The organism is Streptomyces sp. SDr-06, from assembly GCF_003324565.1.
In the GTDB taxonomy this organism is placed as follows: Bacteria; Actinomycetota; Actinomycetes; order Streptomycetales; family Streptomycetaceae; genus Streptomyces.
Genome location: NZ_QOLA01000048.1, coordinates 1 through 17,264 on the forward strand (window position 1 = coordinate 1; position 17,264 = coordinate 17,264).

Here is a 17,264-nt window from a genome sequence, read left to right on the forward strand (position 1 = left end):
GAACTCCAGGACCCGACCCCGATCGGGCAGGGCCGCATGACCCACCGGGTCATCGGCGTGGGTGACCGGGGCACCCGGAACTGGGGACTGATCGGCATCGGCAGGCTCGCCGACCGGCCCGAAGACGCTGCGGCACCTGGCGGGTCAGGGGGCCACGACACCGCGATGAACAACTGGAACCGCATGGGCGCCACCATCAGGACGGCCGAAGCGACCGACGCCTGGGAAACGACGACCGGGCAATTCCAGCTCGACGGCGTCGAGCACGGCGGCCACAGCAGACCTACAGCGCCCTGTTCCTCCTCGGGGTTGTCTACATGGTCAAGAGAAGGCAAGGAGCTGCGCCATATCCCTGGATCTGTGACGCTCCGTGAGGTGCGGTCGAGGCGGACTGATCGCCGGTGCACGACGCGGCTGTCGAGCTCAACTCCTCTACGTGGTGGGCGTGTACCAAAGCTGGCCGGGAGCATCCGGTCGGTGTGCGGGTTCTGGGTGTAGGTTCGATGGGAAGCCTCCGCGCGCCGTCCGGGCGCGATCGTTGAGGCTCTTCTCCGTAGCAGAGTGAGCCTGCGGTGCATGTGCCAGGCCCGTCCCTGGATTTGCACGTGTGGGCCGGGGCTACTTCTAGAGCGGGCGCCGAGGGCTGGAGGCGTTGTCCGGGTGATGGCGTGCATCGGTTGGTTCTGTCGGGGTAGTGGAATCCCGTCAGAGCATCCGATCGGTTGGATTCGATGCGAGCGGCCACCGCCGGGGCATGGGCCTGGCCGGCGGTGGCCGCGAGCACGAGGGCGGTCCGGCTCCCCTCCGGGGCGGCCCTCGCACTCAACGTCCTCACCGGCCGTCCCCGGGGAGTGCGGGAGCACCCCGGGGCTCGAACAGGCAGGGAGGACGAGGCTGGAGCCGCATTGTGGTTATGCGGCTCCAGCCGTCTCCACGCGTGGGTAGTTCTTGCAGTCCGGGGGCCGGGGACCACGTTGTGCGGGCCAGCCGGTGGCAGACGGCTGTCCTGCTTCGAGAGTAGGACGCTTTGCGTCCGGGGGGACCGGTGTCCTTTCAGCCAGTCTCGATGGTGATGAGCCCTGCTGTTCAGGCCATGGCACTTACGGGTCGGGGGTGTTGCAGACTCGTACGTGTTGTGGGCTGCGGGTTCGGCAGGGCACATTGACTGGACCGCCAGCGCACTCACACAAGACACCATGCGCACCGCAACCGGAGACCGAGGTCACCTCGAACCGACCACCCCGCCGCAGCTCGTCGAGCGCCGGCACCTCCGCCTACACCCCCACCAAATGACGGCACGCCCCGCAGTCGGAGCGGTTGCACGCTTGCGTCTGCTGCGCCCCGGCCCGACGCAGGACCGCGGGATTGGCCACGTGAAGCAAGATCTACACTGCCCCTGGCGGCTGGACGCTCGCCTCCAGTGGGGGATCACGGGGTACGCGTTCGGACCTCATGAGCGCCGTGCCCGGGGATGGCGCGCGCATTCTGATGGGAGCGGACTGATGGCCACAGTACCTTTCGATGCGGCGTTGCTGGACGGATACCGCGCCGTGCAGGAGTCCGGGTCGGGCCCGATGAGCCTGGAGCGGCTGCCAACCGTCCGGGCCGAAGATGCCGCGGAGGTGCCGGCGCTCGACGAGCTGCGGCGGGGTGGTCGGTTCGAGGTGACCTCGGTCTCCGTTCCGGGGGCATCCGGTGCCTCCGAAACCGAGTTGCTGATCTGCACGCCAGCCGTCGTGGCGGGCCCTGCCGCCTCGCGCCCGGCCTTCTACTACGTGCACGGCGGCGGCTACTTCAGCGGCGATCCACGGCACCTGTTCTTCATCGAACCGCTGCTGGACGAGGCCGAGCGGTTCGGGGCGTCGCTGATCTCGGCAGGCTACCGGCTCGCGCCGGAGCATCCGCACCCCGCACCGCTCGACGACGTCTACGCCGGGCTGTTGTGGACTGCTGAGCACGCGGACGAACTCGGTTTGGACGCGGACCGGATCGTCGTCGCAGGGACCAGTGCCGGCGGTGGCCTGGCCGCCGCGCTGAGCCTGTCGGTGCGCGACAGGGGCGGCCCGCGGCTGGCCGGGCAGTTGCTGATGTGCCCAATGCTCGACGACCGCAACAACAGTGCTTCGGCCCACCAGATGGACGGTGTCGACGTCTGGGACCGCAGCTGGAACGGCTTCGGGTGGAAGGCACTGCTCGGCTCCGAATGTGGCGCCCCGGGCGTCTCGCCCTACGCCGCGCCGGCCCGCGCTACGGATGTGTCCGGACTGCCCCCGGCATTCATCGACGTCGGCTCGGCAGAGACGCTGCGCGACGAGGCCGTAGCCTACGCGGACCGGATCTGGCGGGCCGGCGGCTCTGCCGAGCTGCATGTATGGTCCGGCGGCTACCACACGTTCGACCTTGTGGTCCCGGACGCGGTGATCAGCCAAGCAGCGTGGCAGGCCCGCCGGTCCTGGCTGAAGCGGGTTCTGGCGCAGGCCTGACATCCCACTCGGGTGGCTCGCTCCGCACACGCTCGCCTACAGAACCTGTACGTACGCGACGCCGCCCCGCGGAGACACAGCGGGCCTGGTAACGGCACTTGTAGCGTCTGATCCTGAACGCAAAGAAGCTCTTACCCCGATCCGGGGAGGAGCTGTCTCGTAATGCGGCAACCTCAGGACCTGCTGGTCGGTTGAGCGGCGACGCGGACAGCCTGCTGGCCCAGGTCGAGCCTGCCCAGGTTTTCGCTGCGGAGTCGTGCCGGGGCAGGATCCTGCGGAAAGGTTCGCAATCGAGGGCGGAGGCGACCAGCTCGTGCGCGAGATCGAGCGGGGCCCGCTCGCCCAGCGCGAAGAACGTGTTCATCGGCGATGCGGATGCGGACGAGGGGCAACTCCGATGGGGCGCCGGTGCCGGGCGGACTCATACTCGCCCACCGCCTCAGAGGGCTCTGACCCGGCGTGATCAACCTGCGGTCACACCAACTCGCGACCCTCAGGGAATCGATGGCACGCGGTCAAGGACCAGTGGCACAGGACAACTGAGCGCGGTACCTGGCCTGGATGGACAACTGTCCCGTCTCCAGGTACCTGGTCCCCGTCTCAGGTGAGTTGGTCCGATGCTGTTGCGGTCTCAGGTGGACTGGTCCGTGGACGGTAAGCGTGTGTCGCCGATCTTTGAGTGGCCCGCAGTCCGCGCTAACCGAGAGGTTGCCGGCCCGGGCTCACATCGGGTGGCGGGCCCCGTGTCGGTTCGGGGCCCGCCTGACGGCTATGGCTTACGGCAGGGACCACCAGTTGACCCAGAGGTCGGAGTCGTCGGTGATCACGAACGCGTAGGGACGTTGCGTCGCGTTCGGGTTGTCCTGGACGGTGATGGCCTCACCAGGGCGTTCGATGACGCGGCTGGCCGGTGTGCCCTGCGCGGCCCAGTTCCACTTGCTGCCGTCCCACCAGTTCACGTACAGCTTCGAGTCGTCGCCGATCACGAAGACGTAGGGGCGGGTGAAGGCGCTGGGGTTGTCCTTCATCGTGACCGTGCCGACGGAGTCGAGGATGAGCCGCCCGCCGGGTGTGCCCTGGGCGCTCCAGTTCCACTTGCTGCCGTCCCACCAGTTCACGTACAGCTGCGAGTCGTAGCCCTGGATGAAGACGTACGGCCGCTCCACCTCGTTGGGATTGTCCTGAACGGTGACGACACCGGCCCCCTTCTTGACCGGCTGTCCCGACGGCGCGCCCTGGTCGCTCCAGTTCCACTTCGCCCCGTCCCACCAGTTGACCCAGACCCGGGAGTCATCGGTGATGACGAAAGCGTAGGGGCGGGTGAAGGCGTTCGGGTTGTCCCGCATCGTGGTCACACCCAGGGGACGCGAGATGGTGCGGCTCGGCGGCGCGCCCTGGTCGCTCCAGTTCCACTTCGCCCCGTCCCACCAGTTGACCCACAGCCGGAAGTCATCGGTGAGGACGAAGACGTACGGGCGCTGCGCCGCGTTGGGATTGTCCTGGACCGTGACGACCCCGACGCCCTCACGGACCAGGCGCCCGCCGGGTGTGCCCTGGGCGCTCCAGTTCCACTTGGAGCCGTCCCACCAGTTCACGTACAGGTGCGAGTCGTCACCGATCACGAACGCGTACGGCCGCTGCACCGCAGTCGGATTGTCCTGAACCGTGACGGCGCCGACCTTCTCGATGACGCTGCGCCCGCTCGGTGCCCCCTGCGCGCTCCAGTGCCACGCCTTGCCGTCCCACCAGTTGACGTGCAGCTTCGAGTCGAGGCCGCGTACGAAGACGTACGGGCGCTGTGCGGCCTGCGGGTCGTCCTTCATGGTGACCGCGCCGATGGTGGCCCTGGCACCGACCGTGTTGGTGGGCCTCTGCTGATCGTTCCACTGCCATGAACCCATCGAGCTTCCCTCCCCTGCCCCAGTCCGGCATCACGCCGGCGGGGCATGCTGAGTCGTGCTCCGGGAGCCCGGCACTGCAGAGAAGCAAGCACCGGGGAACAACAAGGACGGGTCCGGCCGGGATCCCGCAGAGGCGATGCGTACGAAGACTCTGACAGCGCACCGCACTGTCTGTCACCAGCACAACAGGGAAGGCGACGTTCCGTGGAGTCGATCCGGACACAGTCGGCCGGTCTGCCCAGGACCCCTCACGCCGGTTTCACTTCGATACAGCGGAGCTGGAGCATGTCAACCGATACAGCAGGTGGCATTCCGCTGCCCAGCGCCACATCACTGGACATTCCCGACACCTGCTTGTTTCAGGTGGACCGGTCGCCGCAGGCCAGGACTTCGACGCGGAGCCAGCAGCACACCCTCCGGGCTGAAGAACGTGCTCTCCAGCCAGTGCTACCGGCTTGATCACCGAGATGTGAAGAGGACGCCGCACCCGCGGGACCGCAGAGTGCGGCGCCGCGCAACCCGGAAGGCCAGTGTTTCCACCGGGAAGCAGGATCGTGGGGAGGGCCGGACGGACGCTGGCGGCAAGCCGCCTTCTCCCGGCTCCTGGTGGGCCTGCGGAAAGTCCTGACCGCACAGCGCGAGTTCTCTTTTCAGTCCGGCTGGTGTTCGGGCCCGTCGGCGTTGGGGGCGATGAAGTCCGGGCCGGTGTAGCTGGGGTGGATCATGGGGGAGGTGCCTTCGTCGGGCTGTCGAAGCCGGGCCGGTTGTAGCCGAGGGGGATGCGGCCCGCCTAGCTCCGACCGCCGTTCGTGGGGGCGCTCCTTTCGCCCTGATCGGATCACATGAGGCGCGTATCGGGGCGGTCCAGTTCCCAGCATGCCGGCACGGCAGGTCCGCCAATCGATGACGCCACGGACGCCGCCCCTCGGGCCACCCTGCGGCGCAGCACGTCGTGGACACGATCACCCGGGCCGTACACGCCTTCACCGGCGCCCGCGTCATCGACGACGACCAGGCCATCCGTGTCCTGACCGCCAGCGCGACTGCATGTGCGCAGGCCGTGGAACCCTTACAGGGCTAACGCGGGAGCCCATGGCGTCCTGGTGCCGCACTGCTGCCGTACATGATTCGCGCGATCCCGGATATCCGGTCATCCATGGTGCGATTTGGGTCCGTGGCTCTCCTCATTGTGTGTGCCGCCGCAGCGGTGACCTCGGCGTTCGCAGTCTCTGCGTGGTGGTGGTTCGCGGGCGCTCCGCTGCTGGCCGTCGCCCTGCTCGGCTGCTACGACCTCTTCCAGCGGCGCCACTCGGTCCTGCGCAACTATCCGGTCCTCGGACACGCCCGATTCCTCCTGGAAGCGATCCGGCCCGAGCTCCAGCAGTACTTCGTGGAGCGCAACTACGACGGCCGCCCCTACGACCGCGACACCCGTAGCATCGTCTACGAGCGGGCCAAGGGCGTCGATGCCGAGGAGCCTTTCGGCAGCGAGCGTGACATGTACGGCCGCGGCTACGAATTCCTGGTGCCTTCGATGCGCCCGGTCGACATGCCGAAGCAGGCTCCCCGTGTGCGGGTCGGCGGCCCCGACTGCACCCGCCCGTATGACATGGCGCTGCTCAACGTCTCCGCGATGAGCTTCGGCTCGCTCTCCGGCAACGCCGTCCTCGCGCTCAACACGGGCGCCGCACGGGGAGGCTTCGCGCACGACACCGGTGAGGGTGGCCTGTCCGAGTACCACCTGCGTCCCGGCGGCGACATCATCTGGGAGATCGGCACTGGCTACTTCGGCTGTCGTACGAAGGACGGCGGTTTCGATGCGGAGGAGTTCCGCGAGAAGGCCGCCCACCCGGCCGTCAAGTGTGTCTCCCTCAAGCTCTCCCAGGGTGCGAAACCCGGCATCGGCGGGGTGCTGCCCGGCGGCAAGGTCAATAGCGAGATCGCCCGGGTCCGCGGCGTTCCGCAGGGGAAGACGGTCGTCTCACCGCCGTACCACCGGGTGTTCTCCACGCCGCGCGAGATGGTGCGCTTCCTGGCCCGGATGCGCGAACTCGCGGACGGAAAGCCGGTCGGCTTCAAACTCTGCCCCGGCTCCCGCGTGCAGTTCCTCGCCGTGTGCAAGGCGATGATCGCCGAGGACATCACCCCCGACTTCATCGTGGTCGACGGCGCCGAGGGCGGTACCGGCGCGGCCCCGCTGGAGTTCGCCGACCACCTGGGCATGCCGCTCACCGAGGGGCTGATCACCGTCCACAACGCCCTGGTCGGCGCCGGGCTCCGCGACCGTATCCGCATCGGCGCGAGCGGCAAGGTGGCCACGGGCGCCGACCTGGTCAAACGCCTCGCCATGGGCGCCGACTGGACCAATGCGGCCCGCGCCATGATGTTCGCCGTCGGCTGCATCCAGGCCCAGCGCTGCCACACCAACCGCTGCCCCACCGGCGTCACCACCCAGGACCCGCGCCGGGCCCGGGCCCTCGACGTCACGGACAAGTCCGAACGGGTCCGGCGCTTCCAGGAGGCGACCGTCTCCAGCGCCCTGCAGATCATGGCCGCGATGGGCGTGTCCGACCCCGCCGATCTCAGCCCCCATCTGCTGCGCCGCCGCGCCACCGACAGCGACGACTTCCGTTCCTACGCGGAGCTCTACGAATGGCTGAAGCCCGGCGAGCTGACCCTCGACCCGCCCGCGCGATGGGCCGCCGACTGGAAGGCCGCCGACCCCGACAGCTTCACCATCTGACCACCCGGCCGTCCGCCCCACGGGCCCCCATTCTGTTTGGACGATCCGTGGCAGGCGCACCGGATGCGTGGACCCGACACCCCGACCAACCCCTACCCGCAGGCCACGTCCTGGGGGCCTGCTCCACAGAAAGGACACCATCCATGTCCCGCACCGTCGCCCACCTCTTCGTCGATGCCCTCGAGGAACTGGGGGTGCGGCACGTCTTCGGAGTCGTGGGTGACGCGCTCAACCCGCTCACCGACGCCATCAGGGCCTCCGCGTCCCTGTCCTGGGTGGGCTGTCGCCATGAGGAGGCCGCAGCGTTCGCGGCCGGAGCCCAGTCGCAGCTGACCGACACCCTCGGCGTCTGCATGGGCACCGTCGGGCCCGGCTCCGTCCACCTGCTCAACGGCCTGTACGACGCGGCGAAGAGCGGCACGCCCGTCCTCGCCATCGCCGGCCAGGTCCCGCGCCCGGAGATCGGCACCGACTACTTCCAGGAGGTCGACAACGACCTCCTGTTCAAGGACGTCGCCGCCTTCCGCGCCACCGTCACCTCACCCGAACAGCTCCCCGCCCTCCTCGAAGTCGCCGTGCGCACCGCCGTCGGGCGCCGGGGCGTCGCCGTCCTGACCATCCCCGGCGACATCGGCGACCAGGAGCTGCCCACCGACCGGCCACTGCGGCTCTCCGTCGCCCGTTGCGAGAACCGGCCCGACGACCCCGCCCTCGACGAGGCCGCCCGTCTCATCAACGAAGGCGGAAACGTCACCCTGCTTGTCGGACGCGGATCCCGCACCTCGCGCAACGACGTCCTGGCCCTCGCCGACCGGCTCGCCGCGCCCATGGTCCTCACCCTCAAGGCCAAGGAAGGCTTCGAGGGCGACAACCCGTTCCAGGTCGGCCAGACCGGCCTGATCGGCAATCCGGCCGCCGCCCATGCCATGGACCACGCGGACACCCTGGTCCTGCTCGGCACCGACTTCCCGTACCGGGACTGGTACCCCGAGGGCAAGAAGGTCATCCAGGTCGACCGGGTCGCCGAACACATCGGGCGGCGTGTGCCCGTCGACGTGGCGCTCGCCGCCGATGTCGGCCCCACGGTGCGTGGGCTCCTGGAGCGCGTCGCCGCCCGCGGGGACCGCAAGCACCTCGACTCCGCACGCGAGAAGTTCACGCACTGGCAGGACGGACAGCGCCGACTCGCCGCGCCCGGCCACGACAAGGGCCTGATCGGTAAGGTCCGCTCCGCCCTCGACAACCGCGACCACCTCGTACGCCCCGAGGCCCTCGCCGCCGCGGTGGATGCCGCGGCCGCCGACGACGCCGTGTTCACCTCCGACACCGGCATGGCCACCGTCTGGCTCTCCCGCTTCGTCGAGATGCGCGGCAGCCGCCGGTTGGTCGGCTCGTACAACCTCGGCTCCATGGCCAACGCGATGCCGCAGGCCATCGGCGCACAGTTCCTGGACCGCGACCGCCAGACCATCGCGTTCTGCGGGGACGGCGGCCTGTCGATGCTGCTCGGCGACCTGATGACGATCCACACCGAACGACTGCCCATCAAGCTCGTCGTCTTCGACAACCGTCGCCTGAGCATGGTGAAGCTCGAACAGGAGCAGGCGGGCCTCCCCGAGTTCGGCACCGTCCTGGACAACCCGGACTTCGCCGCGGTCGCGCAGGCGCTCGGCATCAAGGGCATCCGTGTGGAGCACGCCGAGGACCTGGCCGAAGCGGTCGAGCGCACCTTCGCCGAACCCGGACCGGTCCTTCTCGACGTGCTCACCAACCCCGACGAGATCGCCGTGCCCGCCAAGCCCACCGTCCAGCAGGGCTGGGGCTTCGCCATCGCCAAGGTGCGCGAAAACCTGCACAGCACGGGGAGTTGAGGCCCGCGGATAGGTACGGGCCCGGGCCGTTCGGCCCGGGCCCGCCCACTCCTGAGCAACGCCGCACCCCCACCGTCATCACATCGGCAGGCAGGACGTCGTCCAGGGGTCCGGGGCCGAAGCCCCCAAAGCCCCCCAGGATCCTTCTGTTCCCGTACCTCAGCGGAGCCGCTCAGGGCCTGTCTCGAAGTCGGGTGTGAGCTTGTGCCAAGATCGCGGGATGCTGCGACTCACAGATTTCATTATCGACTGCCCGGACACCATGAAGCTGGCGGCCTTTTACTCCGAAGTGACGGGCCGTCCGATCAAGGAAGGCAGCTCCGAGGACTGGGCCGGCATCGAGTTCGGCGAGATCGAGCTGGCATTCATCCGGGTGGACGACTACCGCGCTCCGCAGTGGCCTGACAGCGAGCACCCCAAGCAGTACCACCTCGACTTCGAAGTGGACGAGATCGAGTCCGAGCAGCGCCGCGTCCTCGGCCTCGGTGCGACGCTGAGGCAGGACTTCATCGGCCCCAACGGCTACGGCTGGCAGGTCTACACCGACCCGGTCGGCCACCCGTTCTGCCTGTGCCGCAACAAGGGCGTGATCTGGACGGACCAGGGCCCGACGTGGCCCAAGCGCAACTAAGCGGCTCGGGTGCGGTTCGTCGCTGACCGTCGAGCCGGTCGCGTTGGTGGTTCACGGCCTGGTCGAGGCCTTGCTGATGGCGTCGAATGAGATCGCGCCCGTCCGAATGGGCCGAATGATCGCGACTTCCCAGGCCCCCTGGAACAGATGTCCCGCCTGGGCCGGAGGCAGGTGCCCCGCATGCGGGCACTCTTCGCTCGGATGACGCTGGGTGCATGACTGACGCGACGATCATCGTGCACCGGCCCAGGGAAAGGGGAGGCCGGCACGTCACCATCCATGGGCGGCCCATCGGTCTCGCGCACTCCGACCGCGACCTCAAGGAGTTTCTGCGCCAGTCCGGCCTCGATGAGACCGATGCCGAAGCCATGGTCGACGGGGACTCTCCGGAGATCGAATGGCGAGGCGGACAGCCACACCTGTACACAGCTGCGTGAGCGGGCCTACAGGGGCCGGAGGGCTCTGGCGACCGCCTGGGATGCAACTGCGATCGGTTCGGGCCGCCGTTCCCTCCGTGGCCGCACTCAGGCTGCCCGACAGAGCATTCACCACACTCAATAGAAGCGATTTCACGCGCGCACCGAACCCTTCCGCGGCCTGTCCTCAATACGAGAGGGCCAGGGCTTTTCGAAGCCAAGGGACCGGCGAGTCTCCGACGAAGGTCCCCTGCTGACGGCTCGTCTCCGACGAGGGTGTGGTCCCTTGGGTTGGCAGGCGCATGACCCGGCCGCGGTCGGCAGGGAGTCGTGCGCCTTCTCATTGCCCGCACCGGCCGCCAGCGGTCAGCGTCATCGCTGTTCCGGCTCCTCGCCGGTCGATGCCGGGGCGGTCTGGGCAAGGCCGGCGAGCAGCAAGTCGATCATGCGGCGGGCCTGGTAGTCGGGGAAGTTCTCCACTCCGATGCACAGGTTGCCGATGGCGAGCATGAAGTCGTAGGCCCGTACGTCGGAGCGCGTGTATCCAGCGGCAGCGGACGCCTTCAACAGCTGGTCGAGCACGGGCATCAGGCGCTCGACGAACTCGTTGTGCAGGCTCTCGAATCCCGCTTGGTCCGAGTGCAGCGCCTCGGCGAGGCCGTGCTTGGTGACCAGGAAGTCGGCGAATTGGTGGACCCACTGCCGCAAGACCTCGTACGGCGTGTCGGCAGTCGGCGCCGCGTCGACGGCGGCGGCGAGTGCGTCGACCTGATGCCGGAAGACAGCCACCACCAGGTCCGCCCGGGTGGGGAAGTGGCGGTAGATCGTGCCCATGCCGAGTCCCGACTCCGCGGCGATCTCCCGCACGGGGGCGTCGATCCCCATGCGGACGAAAACGGCCGCGGCCGCGTCCAGGAGCTTCTGCTCGTTGCGGCGTACGTCGGCTCGTCTACGTCCTGCAGATGCTGAGTCGGCCGTGGGCATCGTGCACACCTCCTGCTTGCAAAGCGGAGCGCCGCTCCGTATCGTAATCCGGAGCGGCGCTCCGGATTCTCATTTTGCCAGACACCGCGCTGCAGGAGCCCACTGGGCTCGTCCGAGAAAGGGATTCGTTTCGTGAGCGACAACATGCCCGCCGACGGCGGCAACGACTTCACCACCCCGATCATCTCCGTCAACCCGATCTCGCTGGCCGCTCCGGACCGCGGTCAGGATCTGGAGGTGCGGATCACGGCGCCGACCACCGGCGGCAACCTGCCCGTCGTCGTCTTCTCCCATGGCATGGGCCTGACCATGGACGACTACGTACCGCTGGTCGGCCACTGGGCCGCCCACGGGTTCATGGTCGTCCAGCCCACCCATCTTGACTCCCTCGGCCTAGCCCCCGACGACCCGCGCTCCCCGCTCGTCTGGCGCATCCGCACCGCAGATCTCACTGCCGTCCTCGACCAGCTCGACATGATCGAAGCCGCTGTGCCCGGGTTGGCCGGCCGCGTCAACCACGACCGCATCGCGGTCGCCGGACACTCCTGGGGCGCCCAGACCGCCAGCACCCTCGCGGGTGCACGGGTCGTAGGCGCCGACGAGCTTCCCGGTGAGAGCATGGCCGACCCGCGGGTCAGTGCCGCCGTGCTGCTGTGCCTGCCCGGCACTGGCGGCGCCGACCTGAGCCCGCTCGCCACCCAGTACTTCCCGTTCATGAACCCTGATTTCGCCGAGCTGAAGACGCCAAGCCTTCTGGTCGCCGGCGACCGCGACCAGTCCCCGCTGACGGTACGCGGTCCGGACTGGTTCACCGACGGCTACCAGCTCAGCCCGGGCGCCACCGATCTGCTGACCCTGTTCGGGGCGGAACACGGACTCGGTGGCATCCAGGGAGCCAACGACACGCGTACCACCGACGAAAGCCCCGAGCGTGTCGCGCTCGTGCAGCAGGCCACTCTGGCGTACTTGCGTACCGCGCTGGGACTCGACCAGAGCGCATGGCCCACCGCCCGTCGGGCGCTGGTCGCGGCCGATGCCCCGCTGGGAAGCATCGACTCGAAGTGACCAGCCTCATCGTGCCGACCGACAAGCGCAGTTCTGGATCAGGACCGCCCCTGCGCAGGCCGCCTACGACGACGTCGTGCGGATCTGGCGTGAAGCGGACGGCGTAGAACATGTAGAACACGCCTGGCCGTTCGATCACCTCATGCCTCTCGGCGGCAATTCGAACGGACTGCCTCGGTGGGCTGGACACTGCTGTACGCACTCGCGGATGGAACCGAGCGGTTGCGACTCGGAGTGATGGCCACGAGCCACGGGTTCCGGCCACCGGCCATGCTGGCCACCGTCGGCGCCGTCGACCTGCGCAGGCTGCTGAAAGTCCTGCTGACCCTGATGGAGCTGAAGATCGCCGCCACCACCCGGCTGGGAAGCGACCACGACACGGATGTCGCCGAAGTGCCGCTCGGGTGGACCGACCAGGAGGGGAGTGATTCCTGGTCTGTTCGCCAACGTGCCGGCCGACCACTCCGGCCGCATCGGCGCTGCCCGGCATCACCCCGGCGACCGTCACGGGCTTTTCTGAACTATCGGTTCGAGCCTCTCGTCGACCCCGATTGCAAGATGGGTGCGACCGGGACGTGCCTTTAGGGGTGGGTGAGTCGAATAGTGAGTTGGCAGCCCCGCGAGGAAAGAGCTGCCCCGGTCTTCTCGCTCCTGGGGCAGCCTCCCGCTATCGCGGATGCTGTACTGCGCCGCCGTCCGGTCGGTCGTCCAGGACCAGGACGTCGCCGCCCTGGGACGGATTCGTGAGGGTGTGTCCGAGCTGGAGCAGCAGGCCCGTGATCGCGGCCTGGACCGCCGTGTGCATGCTGTCGCCCGATATTCCTGGTTGGTCGTTGGCGAGTGCGGTGAAGCCGTCGGAGGCGGTCCACTTGATCAGCACGCCGGCGGGAACCTGGGTGACAGCAAGTCCTGGGCCGCTGGCCGCGGCACCGTTGTTGTCGGTGAGCTGGAACCCCGCCTGTTGGAGGGCATGGCGGACCTGCGTGAGCAGGTTCGGCGTCGCAGAGTGCACCTGCGGCGCCTGCCCCGAAAAGCCGCGCTCACACCTGCAGTGCGGAACCCGACCCGGCGCCCCCGAGCCGCCGCGGGCGCTCACGGGCAGGACACCCAGCCCGGCCGCGAAGCGCACCCGGGCGCTCAACCAGAAGCCGCGTCGGGGCTGGTGACGTCGATGGCGGAGGCAGGCGTCAGGCTGCGTCCTGGTGGGCAGCGAGGGCTTGTTCGCGTACGCGGGAGCAGGTGCGGGTGAGGAGGCGGGAGATGTGCATCTGGGAGAGGCCGAGTTCGTCGGCGATCTGGTTTTGGGTTTTGTCCTGGAAGAACCGCATGTAGAGGATCTTCGACTCGCGCTCGGGCAGGGCGCGCAGGGCGGGTTTGACGGCCTCGCGGTCGATGACGGTGTCGAAGCCGGGCTCGGTGGTGCCGAGACTGTCGGCCAGCGCCACCCCCTCGCCCTCGGTGCTGCTGGACTTGGCGTCCAGGGAAAGGCTCTTGAAGGCCTGAAGGGCTTCCAGGCCGTCACGGACCTCGTCCTCCTGAAGACCGCACTGCGCGGCGAGTTCACCGATCGTGGGCTCACCGCGCTGGGCGGCCTGAAGCTCACTGCGGGCGACGCGGACCTTGTTGCGCAGCTCCTGGACCCGGCGCGGGACGTGCACGGACCACAGGCTGTCGCGGAAGTGGCGCTTGATCTCGCCATTGATGGTGGGTATCGCGAATGCCTCGAAGGCGCCGCGGGCGGCCTCGTAGCGGTCGACGGCCTTGACCAGGCCCATCGCTGCGACCTGGTAGAGATCTTCGAGGTCGGCGCCGCGGTTGCGATACCTGCCCGCCAGGCGCCGTGACATCGGGAGCCACTGCGCCACCAGGTCCTCCCGCAGCGCATCGTGCTCGGGGCCGTCGTCCAGGGTGTTGAGGCGGGCGAATGCTTCGGCGGTGTCGGGGGCGTCGTCGTGACTGACCCGGGTTACCTCACCTGCGAGGTCGTCGCGCCAATCGGCTTCGCGGCCTGCTCACGCAGATCCACCCACACCTCGAACGGGTTCTGGGCCCGCGCATCCAACACCCCGCCGTACTCGCCCTGTTGGAGCGGTTCGGCTCCCCGGCGGCGATCCACAAGGCCGGCCGCCGCAGGCTGGTCACGCTGCTGCGGCCGAAGGCCCCGCGGATGGCCGAGCGGCTGGTCGAGGACATCTTCACCGCGCTCGACGAGCAGACTGTCGTCGTCCCCGGCACCGAGGCGGCCGCGGTCATCGTCCCCAAGCTCGCGGCGAACCTGACCGCGCTGCTGGACCAGCGCAAGGAGCTCGCGGCCACCATCGAGGCCCTGTTGGAGTCGCACCCTCTTTCGAAGCTCCTGACGTCGATGCCGGGGATAGGCGTCAGGACCGGAGCCCGCATCCTGATAGATGTCGGCGACGGCACCGCCTTCCCCACCGCCGGACACCTCGCCGCCTACGCCGGCCTCGCCCCAGTGACCAGGAGATCCGGGTCCTCGATCCGTGGCGAAAGTCCCTCCCGCCGCGGCAACAAGCACCTCAAACGAGCTTTCTTCCTGGCCGCGTTCGCCTCGCTGTCCGACCCGGCCTCCCGGGCCTACTACGAGCGGAAGAAAGCAGAGGGCAAACGACACAAGCAGGCCCTGATGTGTCTCGCCCGCCGCCGCGTCGACGTGCTCTTCGCCATGCTCCGCGACGGCACCTTCTTCGAATCTCACACCGCCCCCCAAGCAGCCTGATCAACCACCACCGAACGAGCCCCTGCCGCTTGACGAAAGAGATAGGGGCACCCCCCCGTGCCGGTGGCCGTATCTGCGAGTGCCCCATCGGTGGTTGCCGCTACGTCGTGGACTTGAAGGTGTCGGGGGGCAGGCGGCGGGTGAGGACGGCCTGGGCGACGTCGGACATGGGCTGGTTCTGGGCGGCGGCGTGGGCGCGCAGGCGCAGGAGTGCTTCTTCGAGGGGGATGTTGAGTTCGGTGGCCAGGAATCCGGTGGCTTGGTGGACGTCGGCGCGGTACAGCCGCAGGCCGGTCGTTTCGTCCGTGTCGGCCTGGTCGCTGTGCAGGAGGAGTAGGAGGAGGCTGTGGGCCAGGTGATGCAGATCGTGCAGCTGGCCGGGGGTGAGGGGGCCGGGGGTGGTGCGGTAGCCGGTCAGGACGCCGATGAGGGCGGCGCCGAGCCGCAGGGGCTGGGTGGTGACGGCACGGAGCGGGGTGCGGGCTGCGGCCGGCAGGAAGAGGGGCCAGCGGGCGGGGTCGGTGGCCAGCACGTCCGGCTCGTGCAGGGAGTGGCCGTGCTGTGCGGTTTCCAGGGTGGGGCCGTCGCCCAGGGCGTACTGCAAACTGTCCAGGTCGGCGCCCAGGCCCTTGTCCGGGTCGCACCACAGCAGTTCGAGGTGACCGTCGCGCGCACGCATGTTGAGGGTGAGGGCGTCCAGGCCGAGCAGGCGGGCAGCACCGGGAGCAGGAGCGGTGGCCGGGCCGTGTCCGTTGTGCGTGGTGCGGAGGAGGCGGGCCAGGGAGTCGGTCGGGCCGTCGTGAGGCGAGGGAGCGCCGCCGAAGGCGTCGTTCCCTTGATCGCGGGGCATGTCAGCGTGTTGTGTCGAGTTCGGCCGGGATGGCCCCTCGCGCCACCTCGGTAGCGATGTCGGTGAGTTTGCGCCGCTGGGAGCGGGCGTGGCTGCGCAGGCGGGTGAATGCCTCTTCCACGCCGATGGCCAGTCGGGAGGCGAGGACGCCCTTGGCCTGTTCGATCACGATGCGGGATTGCAGGGCCCTCTCCAGCTGCCCGATGATCTCGTTCTTGGTACGCGGCGTCTGCCGGTGGTGCAGGCAGCTCCCGGCGGCATCGGCCAGCACCTGCGCCAGACACAGGTCCTCCCGCGTCGGTAGGCGTCCGGAGCTCATCAGGTTGACGGCGCCGAGCGGGTACGCGGGGGTGCGCAGGGGCACGGCGGCGACGCTGGTGATCCCTGCGCGCAGAGCACGGTGGGTGAAGCGGGGCCAGAGCCAGGTGCTGGGACGGGCGGTGCGCAGCAGGACCGGGGCCAGCGGCTCGCCGGTGCGGGCGGCGTCCAGGCAAGGCCCTTCGCCGAGTTCGAGTTGGTCTTCTTCCAGGCGTCGGCACATTTCGTCGGAGGCGGTGAGGTAGTCGACCGCTCCGGCCGCGTCGAGGATGGTGACCCCGGCCGAGCGTACGCCCAGCAGGCGGACCGTGTGCATGGTCAGGTCATGCAGCAGTTCCAGGATGTCGAAACCGTCCGCGCGCGAGGCCAGATCGAGCACGCTTTGGGCCGCGAGGACGTCACGAGGCGTGACAGACATCGAAAGTCCGTTCCGGCGCCGTACGGCACGCGTGAACGAGCGGGGGCCGGGCCCATGGAAGGCAGACCGCGCGGCGCGCCGAAGGAGGTCTGGCTGCAGAGAGCCATGATGTGCCCGATGACGGATGGCTCCGGTCGCCTCGATTCGCGTTGCCCGTCCGAGCCGCCGCTGTGGCCAGCTCCACCCCGCCGGGACGGCTCACGGTACGCAGCCCAGCCTAGTCTCCCCCCAAGGCCTAAAGCTCCGGCCCCGGAGCCGACGATTCAGCCGTTCGTGGCCGTTTTCTTGGCCTGGACGCAACTTCGGTGGGCTCGCCGAGCTTCGGGAGCGGACGACTTCCCTCCACAAGGTCGAATGTTCTCCAACTCCTTGCCGGGCAGGCCCGGGAGTGTGGAGGTTGGAACGGTTGGCGGCCGTCGCGGGGGGATGTCACCGGCGGCGGCCGTGAGCGCGGGGATGACGCGTTGCTCCCCCTTCACCGCGTAGCTCCTCGCGCGGTTGCGTCCTCACCGGGCCCGGGGTGTGCGGGGGTTCACCCCGGGTTGGTACAGCCGGGAGGACGAAGGGCCTGGGTCGCATGTGTTCGCTGTGCTGTGGGCCGGTCCAGGCGATGCTGTGGTGACCCGGGGGCTGGGGGTCTGTCGCGGATCCTGCGGCGCGAGCGTGCCGTGGAGGTTCGCACGGGAAAGCCTAGAACTCCAGGTGTGCAGGACACTGCGGGGTTGCGTCCATGGAGATGGTGTACGGGTTCGACCTGATCCGGGGGTTTGCTCCGGCGTCGGGATGGTGCCCGCATAGATGAACGGCCACCGGCTGATCTTCGAAGTGTCGAAGCCTCGAAGGAGAT

At 68.9% G+C, this 17,264-nt stretch carries 14 protein-coding genes and 2 pseudogenes; 10 read left to right on the top strand and 6 right to left on the bottom strand.

The window, feature by feature from the left end; genetic code table 11:
* On the top strand, positions 1-498 hold a 498-nt coding region (locus tag DT019_RS40655), incomplete at its 5' end, for a hypothetical protein (protein WP_223279984.1).
* 1,004 nt (positions 499-1,502) lie between these two features.
* Entirely contained in the window at positions 1,503-2,483 is a 981-nt protein-coding gene (locus DT019_RS38530; RefSeq protein WP_114041659.1) for an alpha/beta hydrolase, read from the top strand.
* Positions 2,484-3,259: 776 nt separating this feature from the next.
* Here DT019_RS38530 and DT019_RS38535 read toward each other — a convergent pair.
* Positions 3,260-4,384, bottom strand: a complete 1,125-nt coding sequence (locus DT019_RS38535; protein ID WP_114041660.1) for a hypothetical protein — start codon at positions 4,382-4,384, stop codon at positions 3,260-3,262.
* Positions 4,385-5,336: 952 nt separating this feature from the next.
* Between DT019_RS38535 and DT019_RS40855 the strand changes: the two genes are divergently transcribed.
* The 5 genes from DT019_RS40855 to DT019_RS38555 all read left to right on the top strand — a co-directional run bounded on the left by DT019_RS40855 (position 5,337) and on the right by DT019_RS38555 (position 10,066).
* Positions 5,337-5,465, top strand: coding sequence for a hypothetical protein (locus tag DT019_RS40855; protein WP_262985368.1), 129 nt, complete (start codon positions 5,337-5,339; stop codon positions 5,463-5,465).
* Between the two features lie 75 nt (positions 5,466-5,540).
* Positions 5,541-7,127: an FMN-binding glutamate synthase family protein gene (locus DT019_RS38540; RefSeq protein ID WP_189390314.1), complete on the top strand. Its 1,587-nt coding sequence runs from the start codon at positions 5,541-5,543 to the stop codon at positions 7,125-7,127.
* Between the two features lie 143 nt (positions 7,128-7,270).
* Positions 7,271-8,998: a thiamine pyrophosphate-dependent enzyme gene (locus tag DT019_RS38545; protein WP_114041662.1), complete on the top strand. Its 1,728-nt coding sequence runs from the start codon at positions 7,271-7,273 to the stop codon at positions 8,996-8,998.
* 220 nt (positions 8,999-9,218) lie between these two features.
* Complete coding sequence (locus DT019_RS38550) at positions 9,219-9,629, top strand: VOC family protein (protein ID WP_114041663.1); 411 nt, start codon at positions 9,219-9,221, stop codon at positions 9,627-9,629.
* 215 nt (positions 9,630-9,844) lie between these two features.
* The gene (locus DT019_RS38555; RefSeq protein WP_114041664.1) at positions 9,845-10,066 is read left to right on the top strand and encodes a hypothetical protein; all 222 of its coding nucleotides are present in this window, start codon (positions 9,845-9,847) and stop codon (positions 10,064-10,066) included.
* A gap of 351 nt (positions 10,067-10,417) precedes the next feature.
* Here the strand turns inward: DT019_RS38555 and DT019_RS38560 are convergent, their stop codons facing one another.
* Positions 10,418-11,029 (bottom strand): TetR/AcrR family transcriptional regulator, encoded by a 612-nt coding sequence (locus DT019_RS38560; protein ID WP_114041665.1) that lies wholly within the window; start codon positions 11,027-11,029, stop codon positions 10,418-10,420.
* 144 nt (positions 11,030-11,173) lie between these two features.
* Here DT019_RS38560 and DT019_RS38565 point away from each other — a divergent pair, with 144 nt between their 5' ends.
* On the top strand, positions 11,174-12,094 hold the full coding sequence (locus DT019_RS38565) for an alpha/beta hydrolase family protein (protein ID WP_114041671.1): 921 nt from the start codon (positions 11,174-11,176) through the stop codon (positions 12,092-12,094).
* 177 nt (positions 12,095-12,271) lie between these two features.
* Positions 12,272-12,679: a hypothetical protein gene (locus DT019_RS41005; protein WP_147267422.1), complete on the top strand. Its 408-nt coding sequence runs from the start codon at positions 12,272-12,274 to the stop codon at positions 12,677-12,679.
* Positions 12,680-12,761: 82 nt separating this feature from the next.
* Here the strand turns inward: DT019_RS41005 and DT019_RS38575 are convergent, their stop codons facing one another.
* Both DT019_RS38575 and DT019_RS38580 read right to left on the bottom strand, forming a co-directional pair.
* Positions 12,762-13,106 carry a hypothetical protein gene (locus tag DT019_RS38575; protein ID WP_114041667.1) on the bottom strand — a complete coding sequence of 115 codons (345 nt, stop codon included), beginning with the start codon at positions 13,104-13,106 and terminating at the stop codon, positions 12,762-12,764.
* A 175-nt stretch (positions 13,107-13,281) separates the two neighbouring features.
* Positions 13,282-14,061, bottom strand: a pseudogene (locus DT019_RS38580) (SigB/SigF/SigG family RNA polymerase sigma factor); the annotation flags it as partial.
* A 17-nt stretch (positions 14,062-14,078) separates the two neighbouring features.
* Between DT019_RS38580 and DT019_RS38585 the strand changes: the two are divergent.
* Positions 14,079-14,831, top strand: a pseudogene (locus DT019_RS38585) (IS110 family transposase); the annotation flags it as partial.
* Between the two features lie 100 nt (positions 14,832-14,931).
* On the opposite strand, the gene DT019_RS38590 reads toward DT019_RS38585, so the two are convergent.
* Both DT019_RS38590 and DT019_RS38595 read right to left on the bottom strand, forming a co-directional pair.
* Positions 14,932-15,681 (bottom strand): ANTAR domain-containing protein, encoded by a 750-nt coding sequence (locus DT019_RS38590; protein WP_114041669.1) that lies wholly within the window; start codon positions 15,679-15,681, stop codon positions 14,932-14,934.
* 1 nt (position 15,682) lies between these two features.
* Positions 15,683-16,417: an ANTAR domain-containing protein gene (locus DT019_RS38595; protein WP_114041670.1), complete on the bottom strand. Its 735-nt coding sequence runs from the start codon at positions 16,415-16,417 to the stop codon at positions 15,683-15,685.
* Between the last annotated feature and the right edge of the window lie 847 nt (positions 16,418-17,264).

Bases quoted from the DNA above. Each gene is read 5' to 3' on its own strand.
- DT019_RS38530 (WP_114041659.1), top strand. From the start codon at position 1,503: ATGGCCACAGTACCTTTCGATGCGGCGTTGCTGGACGGATACCGCGCC.
- DT019_RS38535 (WP_114041660.1), bottom strand. From the start codon at position 4,384: ATGGGTTCATGGCAGTGGAACGATCAGCAGAGGCCCACCAACACGGTC.
- DT019_RS38540 (WP_189390314.1), top strand. From the start codon at position 5,541: ATGGTGCGATTTGGGTCCGTGGCTCTCCTCATTGTGTGTGCCGCCGCA.
- DT019_RS38545 (WP_114041662.1), top strand. From the start codon at position 7,271: ATGTCCCGCACCGTCGCCCACCTCTTCGTCGATGCCCTCGAGGAACTG.
- DT019_RS38550 (WP_114041663.1), top strand. From the start codon at position 9,219: ATGCTGCGACTCACAGATTTCATTATCGACTGCCCGGACACCATGAAG.
- DT019_RS38555 (WP_114041664.1), top strand. From the start codon at position 9,845: ATGACTGACGCGACGATCATCGTGCACCGGCCCAGGGAAAGGGGAGGC.
- DT019_RS38560 (WP_114041665.1), bottom strand. From the start codon at position 11,029: ATGCCCACGGCCGACTCAGCATCTGCAGGACGTAGACGAGCCGACGTA.
- DT019_RS38565 (WP_114041671.1), top strand. From the start codon at position 11,174: ATGCCCGCCGACGGCGGCAACGACTTCACCACCCCGATCATCTCCGTC.
- DT019_RS38590 (WP_114041669.1), bottom strand. From the start codon at position 15,681: ATGCCCCGCGATCAAGGGAACGACGCCTTCGGCGGCGCTCCCTCGCCT.
- DT019_RS38595 (WP_114041670.1), bottom strand. From the start codon at position 16,417: ATGTCTGTCACGCCTCGTGACGTCCTCGCGGCCCAAAGCGTGCTCGAT.